Below are 22,584 nucleotides of genomic sequence, written 5' to 3'. Positions count from 1 at the left end.
GCCTCCTCCTACTCGATTCAAAAATAACGATTGGTCACGCTATGGGCGGAGTTGGTCCAAAGCCTGAAATTAGTTGGTTTTCACAAGCTTATAAAAGGGAATTATCTCGACTATTTTGGTAGATTAAAGGTATTACCGACTTCCAGTGAGCAGCAATGAAGATTCTTCACACGTCCGATTGGCACCTTGGCCAAAACTTCTACAATAAAAGCCGTAAGAATGAACATGAACGGTTTTTACAATGGTTACTTGAGCAAGTTACAGAGCACGACATCGACGCGATCATTGTTGCTGGCGACATTTTCGATACCAGTACACCGCCGAGTTACGCTCGTGAGATGTATAACAAGTTTGTGGTCGATTCGAACAAGATCGGTTGCCAATTGGTGTTATTAGGTGGAAATCACGATTCAGTCTCTGTGCTTAAAGAGACACAACAGCTGCTCAAATACATGGGCGCAGACGTGATTCCTAATACCAATGAAGATCATGCGACTCAGGTTGTCGAACTAAAAGGCAAGAACGGCGATGTAGAAGCGCTGGTTTGTGCCATTCCTTTTATTCGCCCTCGCGATGTGTTGATGAGCCAGGCGGGTGTCACTGGCGTTGAGCGTCAGAAGCAACTCGGCGATGCAATCAAACAGCATTATCAAAGTGTTTATGATGCGGCGGTTGCTAAGCGCGCGACGTTTGCAAACAGCGAGCACATGCCGATCATCGCTACCGGCCACTTAACTGCGATGGGTGTTCAACAATCGGATTCGGTACGTGATATCTATGTCGGCAACCTTGATGGTTTTGCCGCTGATGGCTTCCCAGACGCAGACTATATTGCACTTGGTCATATCCACCGCCCACAAGTGGTGGCAAAGCGTGAATACATTCGTTATTCAGGCTCTCCAATCCCACTAAGTTTTGATGAACTTAAGTCTCAAAAACAAGTGTGTGTGGTTGAGTTTGTTGAAGGTGAGCGCACCATTTCTCAACTGCCTGTTCCCACATTCCAACCTCTAGCTGAAATCAAAGGCGACTTGAGCGAGATCGAATCTCAGCTGAACCAATACATAGGTTTAGATAGCGAACAAAGCGTGTGGTTATCGATCGAAGTGCAAGCGCAAGATTACCTTTCAGATCTCCAAGAACGTATGCGTGCATTGACCGAAGGCTTGAACGTTGAAGTACTTCAACTGCGCCGTGCAAGAGAGCGTCGTAATCAAGCATTAGAGCAAGAGTCGGCAGAGACCTTATCTGAACTGAGCCCGATGGACGTGTTTACGAAGCGTATTGCCTTAGAAGAGTTTGAAACCGATTCTGAAAAAGCACGTTTAGAGCGAATGACGGTGAAGTTTAAACAAGTGATGGTTGAAGTGTCTGAAAGCGCTCAAACACCAAATAAAGTAGAAGAGTAACCAGTATGAAGATTTTAAGCCTAGAATTTGAAAACCTGAACTCTTTGAAAGGGCGTTGGAAGCTCGATTTCACCCAATCACCGTTTGCAGAAAATGGTCTGTTTGCGATTACTGGCCCAACAGGGGCGGGTAAAACCACCATTCTTGATGCGATTTGCTTGGCACTTTTCCATCGCACACCGCGTTTGAAAAGCATTGCTAAAGGTAATAATGAATTAATGACTCGTGGTACGGGCGAGTGTTTTGCTGAACTGGAATTTGAAGTTCAAGGTAAAACGTACCGATCTAATTTCCACCAAAAGCGAGCGCGTGGAAAACACGATGGCGCATTGCAAACGCCAACGTGCGAGTTTGCCGATGCGGACACCGACAAAGTCTTAGAGACCATGTTGACCAAGAAGACCAAGCTGGTGGAGCAGGTTACAGGGCTCGATTTCTCACGCTTCACTAAATCCATCATGTTGTCTCAGGGTGAGTTTGCAGCGTTCTTAAATGCCAATGCTAACGACCGTGCAGAGCTACTTGAAGAGTTGACGGGAACAGAAGTTTATAGCCTGATTTCAGAGCGCATTTACGATCATTTTAAGTCGAGTGAAGAGTCGCTTAATCACCTTAAAGCGAAAGCTGAAGGGGTGAGCTTACTGTCTGAAGAGCAAGTCCAAGAGCTGACCGCAGAGCGTGAAACGCTAGAAGCCGAGCAGAAGCGTTTAGCCGAGCAATTAAAAGAGTGGCAAGCGCATCTAAGCTGGTGGAAAGACGTGACCAAAGCTGAGCGAACTATTGCGACCAGTGAGCGCGATCTTAAAACCGCTCAAGATGAACTAGGCCGTAACCAACCTTCATTAGAGCGCTTGGCAAACAGTGAGCCGGCTGAAAAGCTGCGCCCAATGCACAAAGATTTAAGGCGTTGCGAACAAGAGGTGAACACTACTCAAGCTCACCTAGATAACAGCACCAAGTTACTTGCCGTTCGTGATGCAGAAATGCAAGACGCGCAAACTAAACTGACTCAAAGCAGTGCGATTGTCGAACAGGTAAAAGCCGAACAGCAGGATCAAGAGAAGATCATCGAGCAGGTTCGCCCGTTAGATAACCAAATTGCCGTACTCAAAGATAAGCAAACTGCGGCCGTTAGTGCAGCGAATACGCTTAACGAGCAACATACGCAGCAGCTTAATCAACAGGTCGTTTTGGTTCAAAAAATAGATGCACTAAAGCAACAAGATCAACGCAGTACTGAGTACTTAAATACGCATCAAGCTGACCAGCATTTGGAAAAATACCTAGGTCAGTGGCAAGCAAAGGTCGAGCAAGTTCGTACTCTAGAGCGCCAGCATTCAGAGCAGTTGAATTCAGCGAAGCAAGCGTTGTCTGCGGTTGATGCACAGCAAACGATTATCAAATCTGCTCAAGACGCTAAAGCAACGCAAGATAAAACTTTAGCTGAATTGGTTGTGCTAGAAAGTAGTGCAAAGCAACAGTGGGAAGCCTTGCAAGGCAACACTAGCGAGCAAGTGTTGAATTCGCAAAAAGATCTGTTGGAGTTTTGGAATCGCAATACGCACTCATTACTCGAGATCAATCGTGGTTTCCTAAATGCCCAACAACAGCTGCACGCAAAAACACAGGCACATCAAACCAACACCCAGTTGGTCGACAAGCTTTCGAAAGAGCGTGAAGTGTTGCTTCTGCGATACCAAGAAAAAAAGACCTCACTTGAACGTTTAGTTCGCTTAATTGATCAAGAAGGTGACCTTGCGAAATACCGAGCGTCATTGAAGCCAGGTATGGATTGTCCATTGTGTGGTTCAACAGACCATGCGATCGAACAATCACAAAGTTCGAAGGATTTGAATGCCCAGAAAGAGCTTGAGGAACAAGAATTAGCAGCGATTCAGAAAGAAGGCCAAGAGCATCGTCAGCAGTTAGATTCTCTTACCCTTGTGATTGTGGCGCTTAACGATGACATTCAACGTGCGCAAGCGGATATTCAACAAGCTCAGCTGAATTGGCAAGGCGTTGTCGGCAAGCTTCAACAGAGCTTATCGGATTTCGTTGGCACGGCTCCTGAACTGGCACTGCTAACGATTAACGATTTAGGCAATGAAGCTACAGTCGCGACCTTTGCTCAGCAGTGTGAACTTCAACTAAGTCAGAGCGCGCAGCAACTCAAAGCGTTGGGTGATGCTAAAGCGCATTACGCTGAAGCTGAGAAACAACGCCTGTCTGTAAGTGTTATGGCTGACAAGGCGCAGTCTAATCTCGAGTTGGCCGAGCAACGCTTAGCTGATTTGAATAAGCAAAACCAAGTCGCAAACGAGCAAGTGACTCAAATAGCTCAAGCGAAAGGCCAGCAATGGAACGCTTTGAAAGAGAGCATTGTTCAAACTTCTATCGAAGCACCTGAACTTGAGCATATCGATGATTGGTTTACTGCGAAATCGCAAGCATCAAGCACATGGCAGCAAACCAAACAGCAACAGGCCGATATTGAGAAGCAACTGATTACTCAAAATGCCGAATTGAAAACGTTAGACGACAAGCTAAGCAGTGTTGAGAAAGAGCTCGCGACACTGACGCAAGAGAGTGAGTCTTTAGTGTCAGAACTCACTCGTGTAACGGCTGAAAGAACAGAGTTGTTTGGTGACAAAGACATTCAAGCCACCAGCAATGCGATGAAGCAAAGAGTCACTGAAGCAGTAAATGCATTTGATGCCGCGCAGTTAGTGCTTAACCGCAGCGAGCTGGAACATCGAACCGAGCAAACCAAACACACTGGTTTCTCGGACGAGTTAGTCAGTAAGCAATCGAGCTACACACAAGCGTCGAATGCTTGGTTAGAGGCGCTGAAAACTAGCCCGTTCGAAGATGAGGCTAATTTTGAAGCAGCGTTGTTAGATGAAGAGGTTAGAACTCAACTTCAAAGCCTGAAGAAGTCTTTAGACGAAGCGATTGTCAGTGCGCAAGCTAGGTTGAACGCCGCCAAAGCGACACAAGTGGATCTACTAAATCACGAAAATGCGAAAGCATGGCAAGAGCAAGACCAACAGCAAGTTGAAGAAGCGACTACTGAGTGTCAAAACGCACAGCAAAGCCATGCGACCAAGATCGGTGCAATTTCTGCCAATCTTGAAACGGATAGCCAGAACCGCAGTAATCAGCAAGATCTGTTTAAGCAAATTGATGAGCAACAAGTCGAGTTTGATGATATCTCTCGTTTGAACTCACTTATTGGCTCTAAGAACGGCGACAAGTTCCGTAAGTTTGCCCAAGGTTTAACATTGGAAAACTTGGTGTACCTTGCGAACAAGCAGCTACAACGTTTGCATGGTCGTTACGAGCTTAAACGTAAAGCCGACGATGGTTTAGAACTGCAAGTGCTCGATACATGGCAGGGCGATGTGATGCGTGATACAAAGACTTTATCAGGTGGCGAAAGCTTCTTGGTGAGCTTGGCGTTGGCATTAGCGCTTTCTGATCTTGTGAGCTACAAAACCAGTATTGATTCTCTGTTCTTAGATGAAGGTTTCGGCACGTTGGATAGTGACACATTGGACATTGCCCTTAACGCGTTAGATAACTTGAATGCATCAGGCAAGATGATCGGTGTCATTAGCCACGTTGAAGCACTGAAAGAGCGAGTGCCCGTTCAGCTTAAAGTGACAAAACACTCTGGCTTAGGTGTGAGTGAGATGGAGAAGCAGTACAAGGTTGTCGCTTAGGTTGTTACTTTGGTTCTTGCTAAATTTATCTGCGCAGAAATAGAAACAGAGCTAGATGAAGCAGATCCCCGACTCAGTCGTTCCTCCTTCTCGAGGATGACGGAGTCGGGAGTAGTCACAAATCACTACGCAGTCACTCCTTAAAGTCAGGAACGAACGTCATAGAGAACTAGGCTTTGTTCGTATTGCCTTCGTCATTCTCTAAAGCGAGGTACGAACGTAATAGGGAATCTAGATTTGTTCGCATTACCTTCGTCATTCCCTAAAGCGAGGTACGAGCGTAATAGGGAATCTCTAGTAAACGCAGGAAGTGGATGCTTCAAGAAGGGAACGGCCATGCACAAGAAACCCCATTTACCGACTAAGATATGTCCTGTTTGCCAAAAGCCTTTCGCATGGCGTAAAAAATGGCAGCGCTGTTGGGATGACGTGATCTACTGTTCTGAACGTTGTCGTCGTAATAAGTCTTAGTCCCATAATCTGAATAGATCAGGTCAATACTCATGATCTAAACCCGTTAACTCCAATATTTCCTTCCTTTGTCGTAATTTTGATGATCCTTTAATCGTTTTGTCATTCATTTCTCAAGTTAATATTTCTATCTGTAAGATAAGTGATGTATAAAGGCGGCATGAAGATACCTAAAAGAATACAGCCTTTAGTTGACGACGGTTTAGTCGACGAGGTGACAAGCCAACTCATGAGTGGCAAAGAAGCATCGGTGTACATTGTGCGCTGCGGCGATACGATCCGTTGTGCCAAGGTATATAAGGAAATAAGCCAACGCAGCTTCAAAAAAGCGACCGCGTATCGTGAAGGCCGAAAAGTCCGAAATAGCCGCCGCGCTCGAGCGATGGAAAAAGGCTCTGGCTTTGGTCGTGAACAACAAGAAAAGGTTTGGCAAAGTGCTGAAGTGGATGCCTTATATAAACTGGCAGAAGCGGGGGTTCGTGTGCCTGTCCCTTATGGTTGCTTTGATGGCGTACTGCTTATGGAGCTGGTCACTGACGATGAGGGTTACGTTGCACCACGTTTGAACGATGTGGTGATGTCAGCAGAGCAAGCGATCGAAGACCACGCCGTGATGATGACTTACGTAGTTAAAATGCTGTGTGTTGGTTTGATCCATGGTGACTTGTCTGAGTTCAACGTATTGGTGGATGAGTACGGTCCAGTAATTATCGACCTACCACAAGCGGTTGACGCTTCGGCTAACAACAACGCTGAGTGGATGCTGGCTCGTGACATCAATAACATCCGTGACTATTACGCTCAGTTTGCTCCTGAACTGGCAAAAACCGAGTATGCCAAGGAAATGTGGGCGCTGTACGAGAAAGGCGACTTGAAGCCAGACAGCAAACTGACGGGTGAGTTTACGGAAACCGACGACTTGGCTGATATCGAAGCCATCATGCAAGAGATAGACGCTGCGCGAATTGAAGAACAACATCGACGCGAGCGAGCTAAAGAAGAGAAAGAAGGTGTTGACGATACTAAGTTCAATTGGGCTGAATAATCGTGATGATCAGTTTTGATCTTTAGCTAGATATCAACCAAACGCCTTTTAAAACAGAGGCGTTCTTTCTAAATAAAAACCCAATGGAGCTTCAACTCTGTTGGGTTTTCTTTTTTAGCACTAATGAAAGACGGACACTCGTATCAACTACCAATTTAACTGTTCACCATCGTAAGCGTAGAAGTGCCCACTGTTATCCGGTGTGGCAGTGCGAATAATATCGACCAACTGATGGGCGACATAGCTTGACTCAAACAACTTACCTTCAGGGACATTGGTCTGAAAAGGCTTCGACAGAGCTGTGTCTGTCGTGCCCGGGTGCAGAGCCAACACGGTGCCTTTCTTAATGGTGCGTTGCCATTCGATCGACATGGTTTTGATGAACATATTTAGGGCTGCTTTCGATGAGCGGTAGCTATACCAACCGCCTAATCTGTTGTCTGAAATACTACCTACTTTTGCGGATACCACAGCAAATTTTGGATTGTCACTCGCTCTAAGAATCGGCGTGAAGTGCTTTGCCAATAATAAGCTCGGTAGGGTGTTCACAGAGATGTTTTTGAGGAAAAACTCAGGGTCGATGGACGACAAGTTCTTTTCCGGTCCAAGATCTGGAGTGTGGAGCATACCCACGCAGTTGATCAGCCAATCAAGTTGTTCAAACTCAGAACTCAAGCGCTTAATATCAGCTTCGTCGGTGGCGTCGACTTTGTGCCAGCTCAAGCGATTGTTTTCTAGTTCCGGCTGTTGAGAGTGGTAAGTCGCGTCTACATGCACATCAAGAAAATCAAACCGAGAGAGCTCAGATAATAGGTGTTTAACCACAGCGAAACCAATACCGCCGCTCCCACCGACCACCAATATGTGTAATCTGAGTTGCTCCACCATTATAAGTTCTCCAAGTTTGTGATTCGTTGTTCAGCAGTATCGAGAATCGCTTGTTGTGATTGCTCATCCATGTTGTCCCAAGAGCGATATAACATGCCCATACGTGGGTTGCGGTTTAACGCATCGCGGTGCTGGTCCATAAAGCGCCAATACAAGCTATTGAAAGGGCAAGATTGCTCGCCGCTGCGTTCTTTTATCTTGTAGTGACAGCCTTTGCAGTAGTCACTCATGCGGTTGATATAAGAACCGCTGGCAGAGTATGGTTTGGTTCCTACGATCCCGCCATCCGCAAACAGTGCCATACCTCGCGTATTTGGCATTTCAACCCACTCAATCGCGTCGACGTAAATACCGAGGTACCAACTGTCGACTTGGTCAGGGTCTATACCCGTGATTAAACAGAAGTTGCCAGTGATCATTAACCTTTGGATGTGGTGCGCGTAAGCAAACTCAAGAGACTGGTCAATCGCATGCTTCATGCAGTTCATCTTGGTTTGTCCGTCCCAAAAGTAATGGGGCAGGTTATGATGTGCTGAGTAATGGTTTTTGTTGGCGTAAGCAGGCATGTTTGCCCAATAGACGGCGCGTATGTACTCTCGCCACCCCAGTATTTGGCGTACAAATCCTTCGACCTGTGCAATATCGATGCTTGGCTTATCTGGTGAGCTGTCTCGAAGACAGGATGCTTGGTAGGCCGACAGTGCTGCATCAATCACTTCTTTAGGGCTCAGCAGTTTACTGTTCAGCGAGAACGATATACGGCTATGATACAAGCTCCATTTAGAGTCGTGCTCTGTCGTCATCGCATCTTGAAACTGCCCAAATAACGGCAAGCAGACTTGGCAGAAATGAGCGAGTAGAGACAAGCTTTGTGCGCGGTTCACCGGCCATAGTAACTGGTTACCGACTTGACCAATAGTTTGCACTTGGTGGTGCTCGATACGCTGCAAAATGTCGGTTATGTCATTGGTAAACATTAGCGGCTGAGGCAGGTTTTCGATGTCTTGTTTCTTGAGTTTCTTTCGATTGTTCGCGTCGTAATTCCATTTGCCGCCAACGGGCTTTCCGTCTTCTAACAAAATGTCGAATCGCTTTCTCATTCGGCGATAGAAGTGCTCCATCATGATGTGTTTGTCTTTCGGAAACTGTTGTTCGATCTCTTCGAATGGAAAGAGGAAGTGTTCTGTATCACAACAACCTTTGGTCGCATTGGTGAGCTTGAGCTTGTTCATCTGCTCTAAAAGGCGATATTCATCTGGCCTTTGATATTCGAATTTCTCTGCGCCGAATTCGTGTACATAGTGCTTTAGGAGTGTGTCTAGGTTTTCAAATTGCGTTGTGTCGTCAAGAGTAAGGTGTAGTACTTGATTACCTTGTTCTTTGAGTTCGTTAGCGAAGTAACCCATCGCACAGAAAAACGCGGCCACTTTTTGAACGTGAGAGGCAACATAATCTGTTTCTTGTTTTAGCTCAGCAATGATGTAAATAACGTCATCGTTAACCTGTCTAAACCATGAATGCTCAATGTTGAGTTGGTCACCTAATACAAGTCGTACCGTTTTAAATTTCATAATGCGTCCTGGTTTGTGAGGCTTGTTGTGACTGCGTTACCGTCTGACCATTGATTGATGAAGGCATGGTCTGGGTCGTACATTTCCGTCTGCTTGGCTAAATCAAAATGGTGTGATTTAGGCTGTGATTGGTTTTTAGTTTGATTGTTGTGGACTGGTTGATTGAGAGCCCCAGCGATATACGCCCAATTCCCCCAGTTAGATGCCACGTCATAGTCGACAAGTTGGCTTTCGAAATAGGCTGCGCCGTGTCGCCAGTCGACGCCCAACTCGTAAACCAAGCAGCTTGCGGCTAACTGCCTCCCGCGATTGGACATGTAGCCAGTCGCATTAAGTTGGCGCATACATGCATTGACAATCGGGTAGTTGGTGTTACCGCTCTTCCATTTGGAAAAATTAGGGCTTGCCGATTGAGTGCTACTCTCTGCTACAACGGGGTTTGTGTATGAGCCGGTAAATAGAGATGCCTTCAACGATATGCTTTTCCAATAAAAATACTCGCGCCACAACAGCTCGAAATAGATCCAGTAGGTTGAATCATTGGAACCATGATGCGACTCAAATCGCGTGAGGTGTCTGCAGATTGTTTTTGGTGAGATACAACCTAATGCGAGCCACGGTGAAAACTTGGTCGAGTTCTCGATGCCATCCAATGCATTTCTTGTCTGTTTATAGCGGCTCGCGTAATCGTGTGAGAAGTAGTGGTCGAGATGTACTAACCCCGATGTTTCACCGCCTTTGAAGCTTTGCTCGCTCGCCAAATCACCCGTCTTAAAAAGTGAGGCTTTTGAGTGACAGTGTGACGTTATCGTCAGGTCTGGTGCTGGTGGTAACGTCGTTATGGTCAAACTTTGAGTATCGACGGCTAAGTGTTCGATGAGTTTTCTGAACTTGGTAAACGAGCGGGGTAACTTGTCTAACGTAAAAGGGAAGTCATCGAGCTCAAACAGAGTCGAGTTATGAGATTGAATCGCAGTTAAGTTCGGGCAGTCAGCCAACGTCGATTGCACTAGCTGTTGCTCGTTGTAGCCACAATGAACATTTGCAAACAAGTGAGTGACGTTTAGAGCAGAGATAATCTCGTTGAGCGAGTATTTAACGTTCTCGCTTTTATCTTGGTCTTGTGTAAGGACGATGAGTGTTTGCTCTAGGTCGCTCAGGTTAGCCTTAAGATCGCTTATCGATTGTGAAATGAAAGCTATGCGGTGAGCGCCATATTGCTGTTCTTGGGCGAACTGTGCTGAGTAGTGAGACAGAAGCGGTTCGACAACCACACAAACGAGCTCATCGACGATTTGGCTTGCTTGGTAAAGTAGCGCATTGTCGTTGATTCTTAAGTCGTTTGTAAAAAGATACAGGCCAATCTTTTTCATTACTTTCACTCGGCGATTTGTTAATTATTAGACGCTTACGAGTTGATAGGCTGACAAGATCACAAATGATTACTCTAAGTGGGAAATAGGAGATTTCGATCAGGATGAGTGTGTTGAAGAGGATATCAAGCCAACCAATAATACCGATAGAGGTTGGCAAAGCCGGTTATTTTTGAGTGTCGAACTGGAGCTTCTATTCCATAGGAACAACGAGAATATCGATAGGGGAAGTATCGATGATCTGTTTAGAATGGGAGATGAGCTTATGCCAAAAATCATGGTGATGGCCGCACAGCAATAGGTCAACGCCGTTTGCTTCGATGGCATTTTTGAGCTTATCGTTCAAATCACCCGTTCCCACGAAAATGTGCTTGATTGGGTGTTTGGCGTAGGCTTCAAACTCTTTCAAATGCTTAACGGCATCTTCATTGATGGGTAAATCACCGTCATTTCCCTGAATATCAACGAGCTCTGGATAAATTTCTCCATGCGTACCATCGATATAAACAAATGAAATGCCAGCCTCCAGTTTATCAGCGAAGAAGGTCGCTCTATCAATGAGAATCTTGGTGTCGTCAGACAGTTCAAGTGCGACCAGAATATGTCGGTAATCCATAATTAAAGCCTCTTGTTGAGAGTTATGTAACAAGCATAGTTTCTGTTGACGCAAATGATATCGAAGAGATCTCATATTCCGTAAAATCATCATTCAATGTTCTTCTAAGCACTATCGTATTTATATCGCTTTGATTGGTAAGAAATTTACAAAAGGTTGATATAGTGGTTGAAGCGCTAGCTTATGCTGTTAGATAGGCTTGATAGTTCAATGCGCCAATAACGAAGAGGCATCAATGACAGCACTACTAACCATTCCCACTCGAACATTAGGTTTCGACTACGATATTGAGATCCGAGACTGGTCTCAAAAGCTCGTCGGCTTTCATGTGTTTGAAGATGGTAGACGACCGCTTGATGGAGGCATTGGGCTGAGCCTCAACCTTGTTGAACAGTTTGACGTGAATGGTCGTTGGCTAAATTCATTACCTGCGCGTTATCGTGAAATCACCGACGACTTTCCAGAATACCAATACCAGATGTTGTGGCTTGCTGCGAATACTTATGAAGCCGCGCAATTGCTTGAATTAAGGCCTGTTATTTTGGCTTTGATCTGCATGAAATACAGTGTCGACAACAAGAAAGCACTGGCACTAAGTCGCTTAGGGCAGAAGAAGATCCTTACCAAGTTGGGCTTAGACGGCAGCAAGGCGACACTCAAATTCATCGACAAGCTAGAGCTTCATTACAATGTTGGTGATGAACTCGACCACATTGTTCGCATTCTCGAGCCACTGCAAAGACGAGTTCTTAAGTTTAAGCATTACTCAAAAGTTGGATACACAGCCCTGCGTTTGGACCAAGTTCATCCATTTCTAACTGGTAGCAGGCTAGGGATTGCAATGGTGGAAGAGGGCAGACTTAACGCACCGTCGAAGATGGCGATGTTCCAAGATGCGATATTGCTAGGGCAAGATTTGGAGATGGATGATCCACTGCGCGCGATTACCAGTCAGAACTCTTTTGCGATGTTTGAACAACTCCATGACCGCTGGACGGAGCAACGCCAATTACGTCGTTTGGAGGGTAACTGCCCAATGGATAAAGACATCCCTTATCCCGTTCCTTTACTTGGCAATGACAACATTCATCCGCTCACGGATTATTACGACCTTGAACACGAAGGCATCGAGCAGAAGCACTGTATTGGCGTGTATCACAACCGAATCATGAGCGATCGTTATGTGGTGTTCCGCATGCTCAAGCCTCAGCGTTTAACCATAGGTTTATGCCGCGTCCCGAGCCAAGCATTTCCTTTTGAAATAGACCAAATCTGCGGAAAACGAAATGCACCTCCGTCGGAATCCGCTCGCCAAGTGATTCACGACTGGCTAGAAGCGAGTAAGCAAAAATATCCTAAGCAATAGCCATTAAGTAGAAGGAATACAGGATGTTTCAACAAGGCGATCTTTGTCCTCATTGTGGTTTGATTATTGTGATGCCTACGGATCTGCAAGGTGAATGCCTAGGATGCGGCGAAGAAATTAATCAAGACCCAGCAGACGATTACGACGAAGAAGAGTAGCTTTACCTACACTTAGATTAAACAAGGCTAGGATAGCCGAATTACTCTCTTTAAAAGGACGGAAAAATGCAGAAAGTAATCTTTAGAAATTGCGATGAAAACTCACCTTATTGGCATGAGTTAGAGGGCTTATTTCAAAGTGAATGGTCTGATTTCAAGTTTAAAGATACATATAAAGAAAACGTACAACTCCCTCCAGTAATAACAGTACTTCGCGATAATGTGGTCATTGGTGGCTTGGCGTATTCCTATTTTCAAGAACCTCACCAAGTTCGTGATGTAGTGTGGATCAACGCTGTGTTTGTCGACCCTCAATGGCGCGGTCAAGGCATTGCCAGTGAACTGATTAATCGTGGTGTCAGACAGGTTTCTTCTGCAGTGCAAACTCAACTCTACGCGTACACCAATATCATGGGTCTCTACCAAGGGCTAGGTTGGTCAATCGTAAATATCGAATCAGAACCGAACCATAAAGTGATGAGTATTGAGCTTAATCGATAAGCTCGGAATAAAAGCCTGATATTAGTTTATCTGCCGTTCGAGTAATGAATTTCTCCCTTTCATCCATAATGCATAAACCTGTTAAATTTTCGTTGAAACTCATGCCGATATCGCCTTTAAATCAAACAACTAGCTGTTGATTAAAACGATCAAGACGATTTATTGCAGCAGTTGTTGAGCACAAAGCCTATATTGACTAGAATGACGCACTTTTTTTATTTACGTACATACAGGTAATGAACATGAGCGATACTAATTCAAGACCAGCTTTACCAGATCATCTTGCAGGCAACCCACGCAGCCCACACCACGTTGCTGAGTGTTTCGAATACCCAATCGGCATTCGTCTAAATGGTAAAGAGCGTACTGATGTTGAAGAATACTGCATCAGCGAAGGTTGGGTTAAGATCCCTTCTCCAAAAGCGCTAGATCGTTTTGGTCAGCCAATGCTTATTACTCTAAAAGGCACTGTAGAAGCTTTTTACATCGACGCATAATCATGTCGTGTGGCTAGCTAATACATCGACGCATAATCACGTCGTGTGGCTAGCTAATACTTCGAGTAATTAGCTAATGTTTGCTTAATTAGCCAACATCAAGACACCAAGCGTTATTACCTAAAAGGGTCTAGAGAAATCTAGACCCTTTTTGTTTGCATTGATTTTAGCGAACTTCTTTAACCAATAGCCCAAACCACCTTCATAACTCCACAGATTCAACCAAAATTGTTGTTATTCACTATGCATTCGCAGTAATAACAAAGTTGTTGTTGGTTGATTTATGTTCGCTCGCTCTTTTTGGATTTATTCGTACTCGAAAGTTCTGATGTTTAATTAAACGAATACAAACAAAAATATGAAGCGCAGTCTAATTAAATGAAACTAATATTCTGTATTTAAAGTTATTTTTTGTTAATAACTACCTCTATCACAGAAATTAATCCTGAAGCACATACAATTCCCTTGATTTCGAATGAGCGCTAAATTTTTTCGTTCGAGCATTTAAATTCTTCCTTCGACCAATAATTATGAGGTTCCTATGTTTGGAATATTCAAACCTATGGCGCATATCGATCGCTTGTCATCAGATAAGATCGATAGCACCTACACACGACTACGATGGCAGCTGTTTCTTGGCATCTTCGTTGGCTATGCGGGGTACTACTTAGTCCGTAAAAACTTTAGTTTGGCGATGCCTTATCTCATTGAACAAGGTTTTAGCCGTGGAGAACTAGGGGTTGCATTAGCGGCGGTATCTATCGCTTACGGCTTATCTAAGTTCTTAATGGGCAGTGTTTCTGACCGTTCTAACCCTCGTTACTTCCTCAGCGGTGGCTTGTTAATGTCGGCACTGGTGATGTTCTGCTTTGGCTTTATGCCTTGGGCAACAGGCAGCATCACTGCGATGTTTATCCTGCTGTTCTTGAATGGTTGGTTCCAAGGTATGGGTTGGCCAGCTTGTGGACGAACCATGGTCCACTGGTGGTCACGAAAAGAACGTGGTGAGATAGTGTCAGTATGGAACGTTGCTCACAACGTGGGTGGCGGTTTGATTGGCCCAATGTTCTTGTTGGGGCTGTGGGCTTTTAACGACGATTGGCGAACCGCTTTTTATGTTCCTGCATTTTTTGCCACTCTCGTTGCTGTCTTTGTTTGGTTTACTGTAAGAGATACACCTCAATCTTGCGGCTTACCACCGATTGAAGAACACAAAGACGATTACCCAGACGACTACGATACGTCTCATGAGAAAGAAATGACGGCGAAAGAGATCTTCTTTAAGTACGTTTTCTCTAACAAGCTGTTGTGGTCAATCGCTATTGCCAATGCGTTTGTTTACCTTATCCGCTATGGCGTACTCGATTGGGCTCCAGTTTACTTAAAAGAAGCAAAAGACTTCTCTGTAGATAAATCATCTTGGGCTTACTTCTTGTATGAGTGGGCAGGTATCCCTGGCACCTTATTGTGTGGTTGGATTTCAGATAAGTTATTCAAAGGCCGACGTGCACCTGCAGGTATCTTGTTCATGGTTCTAGTGACAGTCGCTGTGTTGGTATATTGGCTGAATCCAGCAGGTAACCCAACGGTTGATATGCTGGCACTGGTTGCGATTGGTTTCCTTATCTATGGTCCTGTAATGCTGATCGGTTTGTATGCACTGGAACTTGCGCCTAAGAAAGCAGCGGGTACAGCGGCTGGTCTAACGGGTTTGTTTGGTTACTTAGGTGGCGCGGTTGCTGCGAACGCAATACTCGGCTTTATGGTTGACCATTACGGCTGGGATGGCGGCTTCATTATTTTGGTCGGCGCTTGTGTGGCTTCAATCATCTGTCTGCTTTACGCCTTCTTAGGTGAGCGTGCGCACCATAAACAAAAAGATCTCGAACGAGAGAAAGAAGCGTTAGCTCAGTAGTGTATTTACTGAATCACATCTATAAATAACAACAGAGGCAGGTATATCCTGCTTCTGTTTTATCAAGGGAAACAATAATGAAAACAACGTCACTGTCTCTGACCTTATTAGCACTAAGCTTGTCTGCAAATGCATTAGCAGATCCTTTAGTGATTGCGCATCGCGGTGCTTCTGGTTATTTACCTGAACACACATTACCCGCTAAAGCGCTCGCTTATGCAATGAAACCCGACTACATCGAACAAGATGTCGTGATGACCAAAGACGACCAATTGGTGGTTTTGCATGATCATTATCTAGACCGAGTCACCGATGTCGCGGATCGCTTTCCAACACGTGCTCGTTCAGATGGCCGTTACTACGCGATTGATTTTACGCTCGCTGAGATCAAATCCCTGAAAGTGACCGAAGGCTTCAACCTCGATGACCAAGGTAAAAGAGTGGCAGGGTACCCAACGCGCTTCCCAATGTGGCAGTCTGATTTTCGTGTCGCTACCTTTGCAGAAGAGATCGAGCTGATCCAAGGCCTAAATAAGACCTTAGGTTATGACGTCGGCATCTATCCTGAAATTAAAGCACCTTGGTTCCATCGTCACGAAGGCAAAGACATCTCCAAAGCGGTACTTGCAACCTTGCATCAATATGGTTACCTATCAAAAGACGACAAAGTGTATTTGCAGTGTTTTGACGCCAATGAACTTCAACGCATTAACGATGAGCTCATGCCAGTGATGGAAATGGATCTTAAGCTCGTTCAGTTGATGGCCTATACAGATTGGAATGAAACCATGACCTACCAAGGTGACAAAGCAACGCCGTACAGTTACGACTGGATGTTTGAAGCTGGTGGCATGGAAAAAGTGGCGTCTTATGCGGAAGGAATAGGCCCTTGGAAGCCAATGTTGGTGGACGATGCATCGACCAAAGATAACATCATTATTAAACCGTTAATGAAGTCAGCAAAAGACGCGGGCTTAGATGTTCACCCGTACACGTTCCGTGCTGACCCAGGAAGAATCCCAGCTTATGCTGACAACTTTGATGGCATGTTGGATGTCTTCTACAACCAAGTCAAAGTTGATGGTGTGTTTACCGACTTCCCAGACAAAGCGGTCGACTTCTTGAACCGTTAATACCCCGTCAGTTACGAGCTATTAGTAACGAGATACTAAGAGCCAAAGCACCGACTAAAGGTGCTTTTGGCTCTTCTTTCACTTTTTGGATCTCCTTGTACTGGCCTCGAAATCCTACCTATATTCTTCTTTCTCAGCCCACATTTTGATATTCACTCGGTTTACAGCTATAACCTGCCTTGATAGGTTACTCCCAATGCAGCCAGATGCTTAATCTATAAGTGTTTATCGGCTCAACCTGATATTGAATTTGGAAAGATCATGGAAGAAAGAAGCAAAGCTTATCTTGATAGCTACCTCAACACATTACCAGCAGACGTTGCTTCGCAATACACCTCTTTTAGTGCCGACTATTACTGTGCTGATGAATACAACGCCAACCTCTGCGCCCAGTTAATTCTCAAGGGTGAAAAACAAGCGTCTTGCAGCCTTGAATATTGGTACAGCCATGAAGGCGAGACGAGACCAGTAGTTGGTCACTTGCAAGTCGTCACTGACTGGGATGGCAAGCCAGTTTGCATTGTAGAGATCACTTCAGTCTCACAGTGCAAATATAACGAAGTGACGGCGGAGTTTGCTGCTGCCGAAGGCGAGGGTGACAAAACACTCGAATGGTGGAGAGAAGCTCACTGGAATTTCTTCTCTCGTGAATGTGAAGAGCTCAAGATCTCACCAAGTGAAGACATGTTACTTATGTTGGAGCGTTTCAAAGTGGTTTATCAATAAAGGGTATTTTGTGTTTAGAAGATCGTGCTCCATAAACAGTAACAAGGTTGTCCATAATGAGCCTAACCGTCCGAGAAGTTTTTATAGGCTCGCTTAAACATTAGATAATTCATCGTATGCAGGAGGCAAGATGACAAAGCTAATCGAATTAACAGAAATAGTCTTATTCGACTGGGGCAATACGCTGATGGTCGATTTCCCAGACGCACAAGGGAAGATGTGTGACTGGGAAACCGTACAAGAAGTGAGTGGTGCTCGTGCATTACTGGGGGAGTTGTCGAAAACTCATCTAGTTTATGTTGCTACCAATGCTGGTGATTCCAGTAAAGACGACATCATTCGAGCCTTTGAGCGTGTTGGCCTGTCTCAATATATCTTGGGTTACTTTTGTAAGGCGAGCATTGGCTTTTCTAAGTTCGAGTCGGGGTTCTATCCTGCCATTATTTCTAAGCTCGGTGTTTCACCACAAGAGATCACCATGGTAGGCGACACTCTAGAGAAAGACATTTACCCAGCACTTGAAGCGGGTTTGCAAGCGGTGTGGTTGAACACGGAAGGTGCTGAGCTTAAGTCACAGCATCCAGGTATCGTACAAGTTCAATCCCTAAGCGAACTGTTGGAGTAGCGCGATTAACTCTCTGATATTAAGTTCAGATAAAGCGCTTGTCCGTTTTGACGTAAACCTCTCATCTCTTTGCTGTTTAATCCTCTAAGCTAACTCTAGTTTCCACTATGAGGGCTAGGTTATGAGTGTCGAACGTCACGGAATATCGGTTGGAATTGAACGTGTTAGCGGTGAAACCATCGTTGTGTTCAAAGCGAAAGGCAAACTCACACACGATGACTATCAGGCAATGATGCCAATTCTAAATACCACGCTAGAAGAACTCGATTCATCTAAACTCAAGATGCTGGTCGATATCTCAACCTTAACAGGATGGGAGTTACGTGCAGCTTGGGATGATTTCAAATTGGGATTAGAGCTCAATTCGAAGATAGACAAAATCGCGATTTATGGTGATAAAAGCTGGCAAGAAATGGCATCAAAAGTCGGCAGTTGGTTTGTGTCCGGTGAGATTAAGTCATTCGAAGACCATGACTCTGCGCTTAAGTGGCTAGTCGATTGATTCTATCTACGAACAACTAGAAAGCAATCCGTAAACAACGCCGATGACAGTTGACGAGCATTGTCTCGAACGCTGTCATTTTTCGTTTTGGCGATGATATTTCCTATTCGATTCAATAGAGTATATTCCTTCCAGCGTGTAACATACCCAGGCTTTGTTTGGTCGTGACTAATAGAATAGCGCGGCCAGATTCAGTAATAACGAGAACTAAAACAGAAATAAGGTCTAACGACATGCATAAGGTAATTGATAAGCTGGCTTGGATATTCATCAAAGACGGCAAGTTGTTGATGGTGAGATCAAAAGGCAAAGAACTGTTCTATCTACCGGGTGGTAAGCGTGAAGCTGGCGAAAGCGATGAGCAAGCACTGGTTCGCGAAATCAAAGAAGAGATCTCAGTCGATTTAGTGCCTGATTCCATCAAATACGTCGAGACGTTTACAGGCCAAGCTGATGGCAAAGCGGAAGGCGTATCGGTGAAATTGACTTGTTATCTTGCCGATTATACTGGAGAACTGTCTCCAGATGCTGAAATCGAAGAGCTTAAGTTTGTTGATGGCAACGATAGAGCGGTATGCTCATTGGCGGCACTGGTTGCGCTTGATTGGTTAGAAGCGAACCAGTACTTGGCTTAAGGTTTTAGCGGCTATTAGCTAATGCTGAAGATTGATCTTCAAAAGATCATCGCTTACGAATAGCTTGAAGGGCGGCTGTCTTTCATCAACAGGTCGAGTTTCCTTTGAGCTTTCTTTGTGTCTTGTAAATCCACCACCTCAATCATTTCACACTCATCTCGTACCATCTCATTAATTAGGCTTGGGTAGTGTCGGCAATCTTCTGGTCGGTCTAAGTAAATGCTACATGTGTACTTGGCTTGAGCCTTGGTGTCTTTCGTCGGAACCAGCTCCAGAAAAGGGCAGCGAGTTAAACGTTCGCCAGATTCAGGGTCGAACCAGATCTCGCTTCCTCGAACATATTCAAAGATGTCTGGGTTGAACAACTCCCACAAATCGATCTCTTCTTGAGTCGCGGCAAGGTCGCCATCTCCGTATTTGATACAGCATTTTCCGCATTGATTACAATCTTTCATTATCGACTTCATAAGTTGGTGAGCTTTTATCATTTTACCACTGATAGGCGTGGCACGTTGATTTTGTTGTTCATGGTTAAGCCGTTACGGGCGGGAACTTGGAATAGCGGTGCTTAAAATCAATTTATCTATGCACCACCACTCCAATCAAAGCTGTAAACAGTGATACAATTTGCGCCTCTCACGTTATTCAAACAAAGGCATCAAGATGAGAACCGTATACACCACCGAAGGCAACATTAACGCAAAGAAACAAAAAGAGGCTTACCCAAAGCTCGCTTTATGTGACAAGTGCGTTGGTGACTATGTGGTTATCGAGCAAGGTGAACGAACTTACAAGCCTTGTGCTAAATGTGGTGCCGACGATTAATGCGCCTTGATAAATACCTATGTAAAAGCACTGACCTAACCAAGCCTGAAGCGATTGAACGCATCCATAATGGCGAGGTGAACGTAAACAGTGAAACAGTTACTGATGAGTCAGCCCAGGTTCATGAAAGCAACACCATCTTGTTAAATGGCACGCCGCTTAAGTTGCGTGAATTTCGTTACCTCCTGATGCACAAGCCTGCGGGTACCATCTGCTCTAATATCGATGAAGTTTATCCTTCATTGTTTAACTACATCGAGATAGACAAAGCATCAGAACTGCACATCGCAGGGCGCTTAGATGCCGACACCACAGGCTTAGTCTTGCTTACCGATGATGGGCGATGGTCATTCAACATCACGATGCCAACCAAGTCATGTAAGAAGGTCTATCGCGTGACATTGTCACGAGGTATCAAAGACGATGTCGCTGATAAGTTCAAAGCGGGCATTCAATTGCAGGGCGAACAAAAACCGACGCGTCCGGCAGAGCTCGAGGTGATTACCAGTAAAGAAGTGCTGTTGACCATTACAGAAGGCAAGTTTCATCAAGTAAAACGAATGTTTGCTGCGGTCGGGAATCGAGTTGTTGGCCTACACCGTGAACAGATTGGTGATGTTCGTTTAGATGTTGAAGCAGGCCAGTGGCGTTATCTAACTAAAGCCGAAGTTGACTCATTTTAGCAAGACTCTGAATAAGAGCTCTGAATAAACGCCGTAACCACTTAAAGCGTTAAGCGTGTCAGCACCGGAATATCAATACTATAAGGATGTAGGATGGAAAACCTCAAAGTCTCAGAAATTAAGTCTTTCGTGCCCGCGAAAGACTTCGATTTATCTAAGCGTTTTTACCAGTCAATCGGCTTCGAAGTGATGTCTGAATTTCACGATATCGCCTATCTACGACACGGCAGTTGTGCGTTCCTTCTGCAAAATTTTTATGAATCTGCGCACTGTCACAATTACATGATGCACTTGCTGGTTGAAGACGTAAAAAGTTGGTATCAACACATTCAAAACTCTAATGTAGTGTCGGAATTTGAAGTCAACGTTTCCGAGGTTGTTGAACAGCCTTGGGGAATGCTTGAGTTTTGTATCACTGACCCAAGTGGTGTGCTGTGGCGTGTGGCTGAAAACATCAGGCCGCGTTAATTCATCCAACTTGCATTAAGGCTAGTGAAAACTTCAAATTATCCATCTGTTTCTTTATTTATGCCGACATAAGGCAATGATCAAATAGGTTCAAACATGGATATAAAGGCTAAAATGCACAGCCAAGACGTTTACTACTGTGACGACGTTGATTTGGTTGTTGAGCAAACTCAATGCTTAGAAGTGCTATACGATTTCAACCACACTCGCCCGAGCGAAGGTAATAAACGACAACAAATCATGAAGCAACTGTTCGCAGAAGTCGGCGAGGGTTGTTACATCGAGCCACCATTGCGCGCCAACTGGGGTCGTCACACGCACCTAGGCAATAACGTATATGTGAACTTCAATCTAACTCTGGTTGACGACACAGACGTATTCATCGGCGACAACGTGATGATTGCGCCGAACGTGACCATTGCCACTGGCACACATCCCATCAGCCCAGAACTCAGGCTAAAAGCAGCGCAGTTCAATGTTCCCGTTCGTATTGGCAACAACGTATGGCTTGGCGCGCACACCGTCGTACTTCCCGGTGTCACCATTGGTGAAAACTCTGTAATAGGTGCAGGGAGCATCGTCACCAAAGACATCCCAGCCAATGTAGTTGCAGTCGGCAACCCATGCCGTGTGATACGCGAAATCAACGAACGTGACCGAGAGTATTACCACAAAGATCGCCGCATTCCTGATGAGCTAAAGTAAGCGATTTTTCACACGCCTGAAATTAGCTGTGACATAAGCCATTGTTATGCAATGGCTTAGTTGCATATTACTTGCCTATCTTAGAAACTACACAGAAATATTCTGGATTTAAGTGCGGAATTTTTCTGTCTGATAGCTGTTATATGTACAGGGAGTTTCAATGAAGGGTTTTCTCAAAGGGATTTTATCTTATCTTGTTGTGATCTCGGTAGCTCTGCTAATTTCTCGCAATTTTTTTGATTACCTATCCACAATAGACTTGGTTGACTACATTGCATATGCCGGGGTTTTACTTGTTGTATTGGCTGGCATTACATTTGATGGTAACAATCCAGCTAATCAAGACTTTTTATCGTTAATGATTCATCGTGAACTTGTGTCCCGAACCAATGACTTTCAAGACGAAACGAATAAAGTAAGTTTTGCAGTTAATGTCGGATTGATTGGTATATTTTTACTTATTGCTAGTGGTGTAATGGCTTGGCATATTAGTAAGTAAAACATATAACAAGGTGCCTAAATCTGAATCGTAAACGCGTGCCGAACTCGCTTCGCTCAGACATGACACACCCACTCACAGCGTAGCTAAGCGTTATGCCTCGTATTTCTTCCAGAGTTAAAGCAACTACCATATCTAGTCTTAATAGTTTGTTTAGGTTCACGGTGCCTTTCTTAACTATTTGGTAGAGTGACATTTCAATGAGCATGGAGGTTTTGTAATGGGAACTCTAATCGGTTTGGTGATTCTAG

Annotated in this window: 24 protein-coding genes; 19 read left to right on the top strand and 5 right to left on the bottom strand. The window is 44.8% G+C overall.

All coding sequences use genetic code 11. The annotated features are described in order from the left end of the window. Nucleotides 1-155: 155 nt before the first annotated feature. From sbcD to AB4375_RS20375, 4 genes are all read left to right on the top strand, one after another. Nucleotides 156-1,409: an exonuclease subunit SbcD gene (gene sbcD, locus AB4375_RS20390; RefSeq protein ID WP_372052424.1), complete on the top strand. Its 1,254-nt coding sequence runs from the start codon at nucleotides 156-158 to the stop codon at nucleotides 1,407-1,409. A 5-nt stretch (nucleotides 1,410-1,414) separates the two neighbouring features. Continuing rightward, complete coding sequence (locus tag AB4375_RS20385; RefSeq protein ID WP_372052423.1) at nucleotides 1,415-5,131, top strand: AAA family ATPase; 3,717 nt, start codon at nucleotides 1,415-1,417, stop codon at nucleotides 5,129-5,131. A gap of 336 nt (nucleotides 5,132-5,467) precedes the next feature. Further along, nucleotides 5,468-5,602, top strand: a complete 135-nt coding sequence (locus AB4375_RS20380) for a DUF2256 domain-containing protein (RefSeq protein ID WP_081324519.1) — start codon at nucleotides 5,468-5,470, stop codon at nucleotides 5,600-5,602. 160 nt (nucleotides 5,603-5,762) lie between these two features. Then, nucleotides 5,763-6,647 (top strand): PA4780 family RIO1-like protein kinase, encoded by an 885-nt coding sequence (locus AB4375_RS20375; RefSeq protein WP_029235559.1) that lies wholly within the window; start codon nucleotides 5,763-5,765, stop codon nucleotides 6,645-6,647. Between the two features lie 147 nt (nucleotides 6,648-6,794). Here AB4375_RS20375 and AB4375_RS20370 read toward each other — a convergent pair whose 3' ends face one another. The 4 genes from AB4375_RS20370 to AB4375_RS20355 form a co-directional block, all read right to left on the bottom strand. Next, on the bottom strand, nucleotides 6,795-7,535 hold the full coding sequence (locus AB4375_RS20370; protein WP_372052422.1) for an SDR family oxidoreductase: 741 nt from the start codon (nucleotides 7,533-7,535) through the stop codon (nucleotides 6,795-6,797). Continuing rightward, nucleotides 7,535-9,106, bottom strand: coding sequence for a cryptochrome/photolyase family protein (locus AB4375_RS20365; protein ID WP_372052421.1), 1,572 nt, complete (start codon nucleotides 9,104-9,106; stop codon nucleotides 7,535-7,537). The genes AB4375_RS20370 and AB4375_RS20365 overlap by 1 nt, the downstream gene beginning before the upstream one ends. Further along, nucleotides 9,103-10,479, bottom strand: a complete 1,377-nt coding sequence (locus AB4375_RS20360; RefSeq protein ID WP_372052420.1) for a DASH family cryptochrome — start codon at nucleotides 10,477-10,479, stop codon at nucleotides 9,103-9,105. Before AB4375_RS20360 ends, AB4375_RS20365 begins: the two co-directional genes overlap by 4 nt. A 193-nt stretch (nucleotides 10,480-10,672) precedes the next feature. Then, nucleotides 10,673-11,095: a universal stress protein gene (locus AB4375_RS20355; protein WP_017063967.1), complete on the bottom strand. Its 423-nt coding sequence runs from the start codon at nucleotides 11,093-11,095 to the stop codon at nucleotides 10,673-10,675. Between the two features lie 235 nt (nucleotides 11,096-11,330). On the opposite strand from AB4375_RS20355, the gene AB4375_RS20350 reads away from it, so the two are divergent. From AB4375_RS20350 to AB4375_RS20305, 10 genes are all read left to right on the top strand, one after another. Beyond that, nucleotides 11,331-12,461 carry a PcfJ domain-containing protein gene (locus tag AB4375_RS20350; RefSeq protein WP_372052419.1) on the top strand — a complete coding sequence of 377 codons (1,131 nt, stop codon included), beginning with the start codon at nucleotides 11,331-11,333 and terminating at the stop codon, nucleotides 12,459-12,461. 23 nt (nucleotides 12,462-12,484) lie between these two features. Next, on the top strand, nucleotides 12,485-12,619 hold the full coding sequence (locus AB4375_RS20345; protein ID WP_017059202.1) for a hypothetical protein: 135 nt from the start codon (nucleotides 12,485-12,487) through the stop codon (nucleotides 12,617-12,619). 66 nt (nucleotides 12,620-12,685) lie between these two features. Continuing rightward, the gene (locus AB4375_RS20340; protein ID WP_017059203.1) at nucleotides 12,686-13,120 is read left to right on the top strand and encodes a GNAT family N-acetyltransferase; all 435 of its coding nucleotides are present in this window, start codon (nucleotides 12,686-12,688) and stop codon (nucleotides 13,118-13,120) included. A 242-nt stretch (nucleotides 13,121-13,362) separates the two neighbouring features. Next, the gene (locus AB4375_RS20335) at nucleotides 13,363-13,617 is read left to right on the top strand and encodes a DUF3297 family protein (RefSeq protein WP_017059204.1); all 255 of its coding nucleotides are present in this window, start codon (nucleotides 13,363-13,365) and stop codon (nucleotides 13,615-13,617) included. A gap of 541 nt (nucleotides 13,618-14,158) precedes the next feature. Further along, nucleotides 14,159-15,532 (top strand): glycerol-3-phosphate transporter, encoded by a 1,374-nt coding sequence (gene glpT / locus AB4375_RS20330; protein ID WP_029235560.1) that lies wholly within the window; start codon nucleotides 14,159-14,161, stop codon nucleotides 15,530-15,532. 77 nt (nucleotides 15,533-15,609) lie between these two features. After that, nucleotides 15,610-16,665, top strand: a complete 1,056-nt coding sequence (gene glpQ, locus AB4375_RS20325; protein WP_229647293.1) for a glycerophosphodiester phosphodiesterase — start codon at nucleotides 15,610-15,612, stop codon at nucleotides 16,663-16,665. Nucleotides 16,666-16,926: 261 nt separating this feature from the next. Continuing rightward, on the top strand, nucleotides 16,927-17,391 hold the full coding sequence (locus AB4375_RS20320) for an ASCH domain-containing protein (RefSeq protein WP_372052417.1): 465 nt from the start codon (nucleotides 16,927-16,929) through the stop codon (nucleotides 17,389-17,391). Between the two features lie 130 nt (nucleotides 17,392-17,521). After that, a complete protein-coding gene (locus AB4375_RS20315; protein ID WP_136982728.1) occupies nucleotides 17,522-18,016 on the top strand; it encodes an HAD family hydrolase in 495 nt (164 codons plus the stop codon). 121 nt (nucleotides 18,017-18,137) lie between these two features. Further along, nucleotides 18,138-18,518: an STAS/SEC14 domain-containing protein gene (locus AB4375_RS20310; protein WP_102428721.1), complete on the top strand. Its 381-nt coding sequence runs from the start codon at nucleotides 18,138-18,140 to the stop codon at nucleotides 18,516-18,518. 233 nt (nucleotides 18,519-18,751) lie between these two features. Further along, nucleotides 18,752-19,153, top strand: coding sequence for an NUDIX domain-containing protein (locus AB4375_RS20305; RefSeq protein WP_065675206.1), 402 nt, complete (start codon nucleotides 18,752-18,754; stop codon nucleotides 19,151-19,153). A gap of 53 nt (nucleotides 19,154-19,206) precedes the next feature. On the opposite strand, the gene AB4375_RS20300 is transcribed toward AB4375_RS20305, so the two are convergent. Further along, on the bottom strand, nucleotides 19,207-19,608 hold the full coding sequence (locus AB4375_RS20300; protein WP_017065706.1) for a YkgJ family cysteine cluster protein: 402 nt from the start codon (nucleotides 19,606-19,608) through the stop codon (nucleotides 19,207-19,209). A gap of 208 nt (nucleotides 19,609-19,816) precedes the next feature. Here AB4375_RS20300 and AB4375_RS20295 point away from each other — a divergent pair, with 208 nt between their 5' ends. The 5 genes from AB4375_RS20295 to AB4375_RS20275 all read left to right on the top strand — a co-directional run bounded on the left by AB4375_RS20295 (nucleotide 19,817) and on the right by AB4375_RS20275 (nucleotide 22,333). Then, nucleotides 19,817-19,978: a hypothetical protein gene (locus tag AB4375_RS20295; protein WP_017059212.1), complete on the top strand. Its 162-nt coding sequence runs from the start codon at nucleotides 19,817-19,819 to the stop codon at nucleotides 19,976-19,978. Beyond that, nucleotides 19,978-20,661 carry a pseudouridine synthase gene (locus AB4375_RS20290; RefSeq protein ID WP_017068320.1) on the top strand — a complete coding sequence of 228 codons (684 nt, stop codon included), beginning with the start codon at nucleotides 19,978-19,980 and terminating at the stop codon, nucleotides 20,659-20,661. The genes AB4375_RS20295 and AB4375_RS20290 overlap by 1 nt, the downstream gene beginning before the upstream one ends. Nucleotides 20,662-20,754: 93 nt before the next feature. Next, nucleotides 20,755-21,129 (top strand): VOC family protein, encoded by a 375-nt coding sequence (locus AB4375_RS20285; RefSeq protein ID WP_017068321.1) that lies wholly within the window; start codon nucleotides 20,755-20,757, stop codon nucleotides 21,127-21,129. Nucleotides 21,130-21,225: 96 nt separating this feature from the next. After that, nucleotides 21,226-21,834: a sugar O-acetyltransferase gene (locus tag AB4375_RS20280; protein WP_372052415.1), complete on the top strand. Its 609-nt coding sequence runs from the start codon at nucleotides 21,226-21,228 to the stop codon at nucleotides 21,832-21,834. Nucleotides 21,835-21,994: 160 nt separating this feature from the next. Beyond that, the gene (locus tag AB4375_RS20275; RefSeq protein WP_017068323.1) at nucleotides 21,995-22,333 is read left to right on the top strand and encodes a hypothetical protein; all 339 of its coding nucleotides are present in this window, start codon (nucleotides 21,995-21,997) and stop codon (nucleotides 22,331-22,333) included. Nucleotides 22,334-22,584 lie beyond the last annotated feature (251 nt).

This window comes from Vibrio sp. 10N.261.51.C6, assembly GCF_041471785.1.
GTDB classification, from domain to species: Bacteria; Pseudomonadota; Gammaproteobacteria; order Enterobacterales; family Vibrionaceae; genus Vibrio; species Vibrio crassostreae_C.
This window is presented reverse-complemented; position numbering and strand designations above follow the sequence as displayed.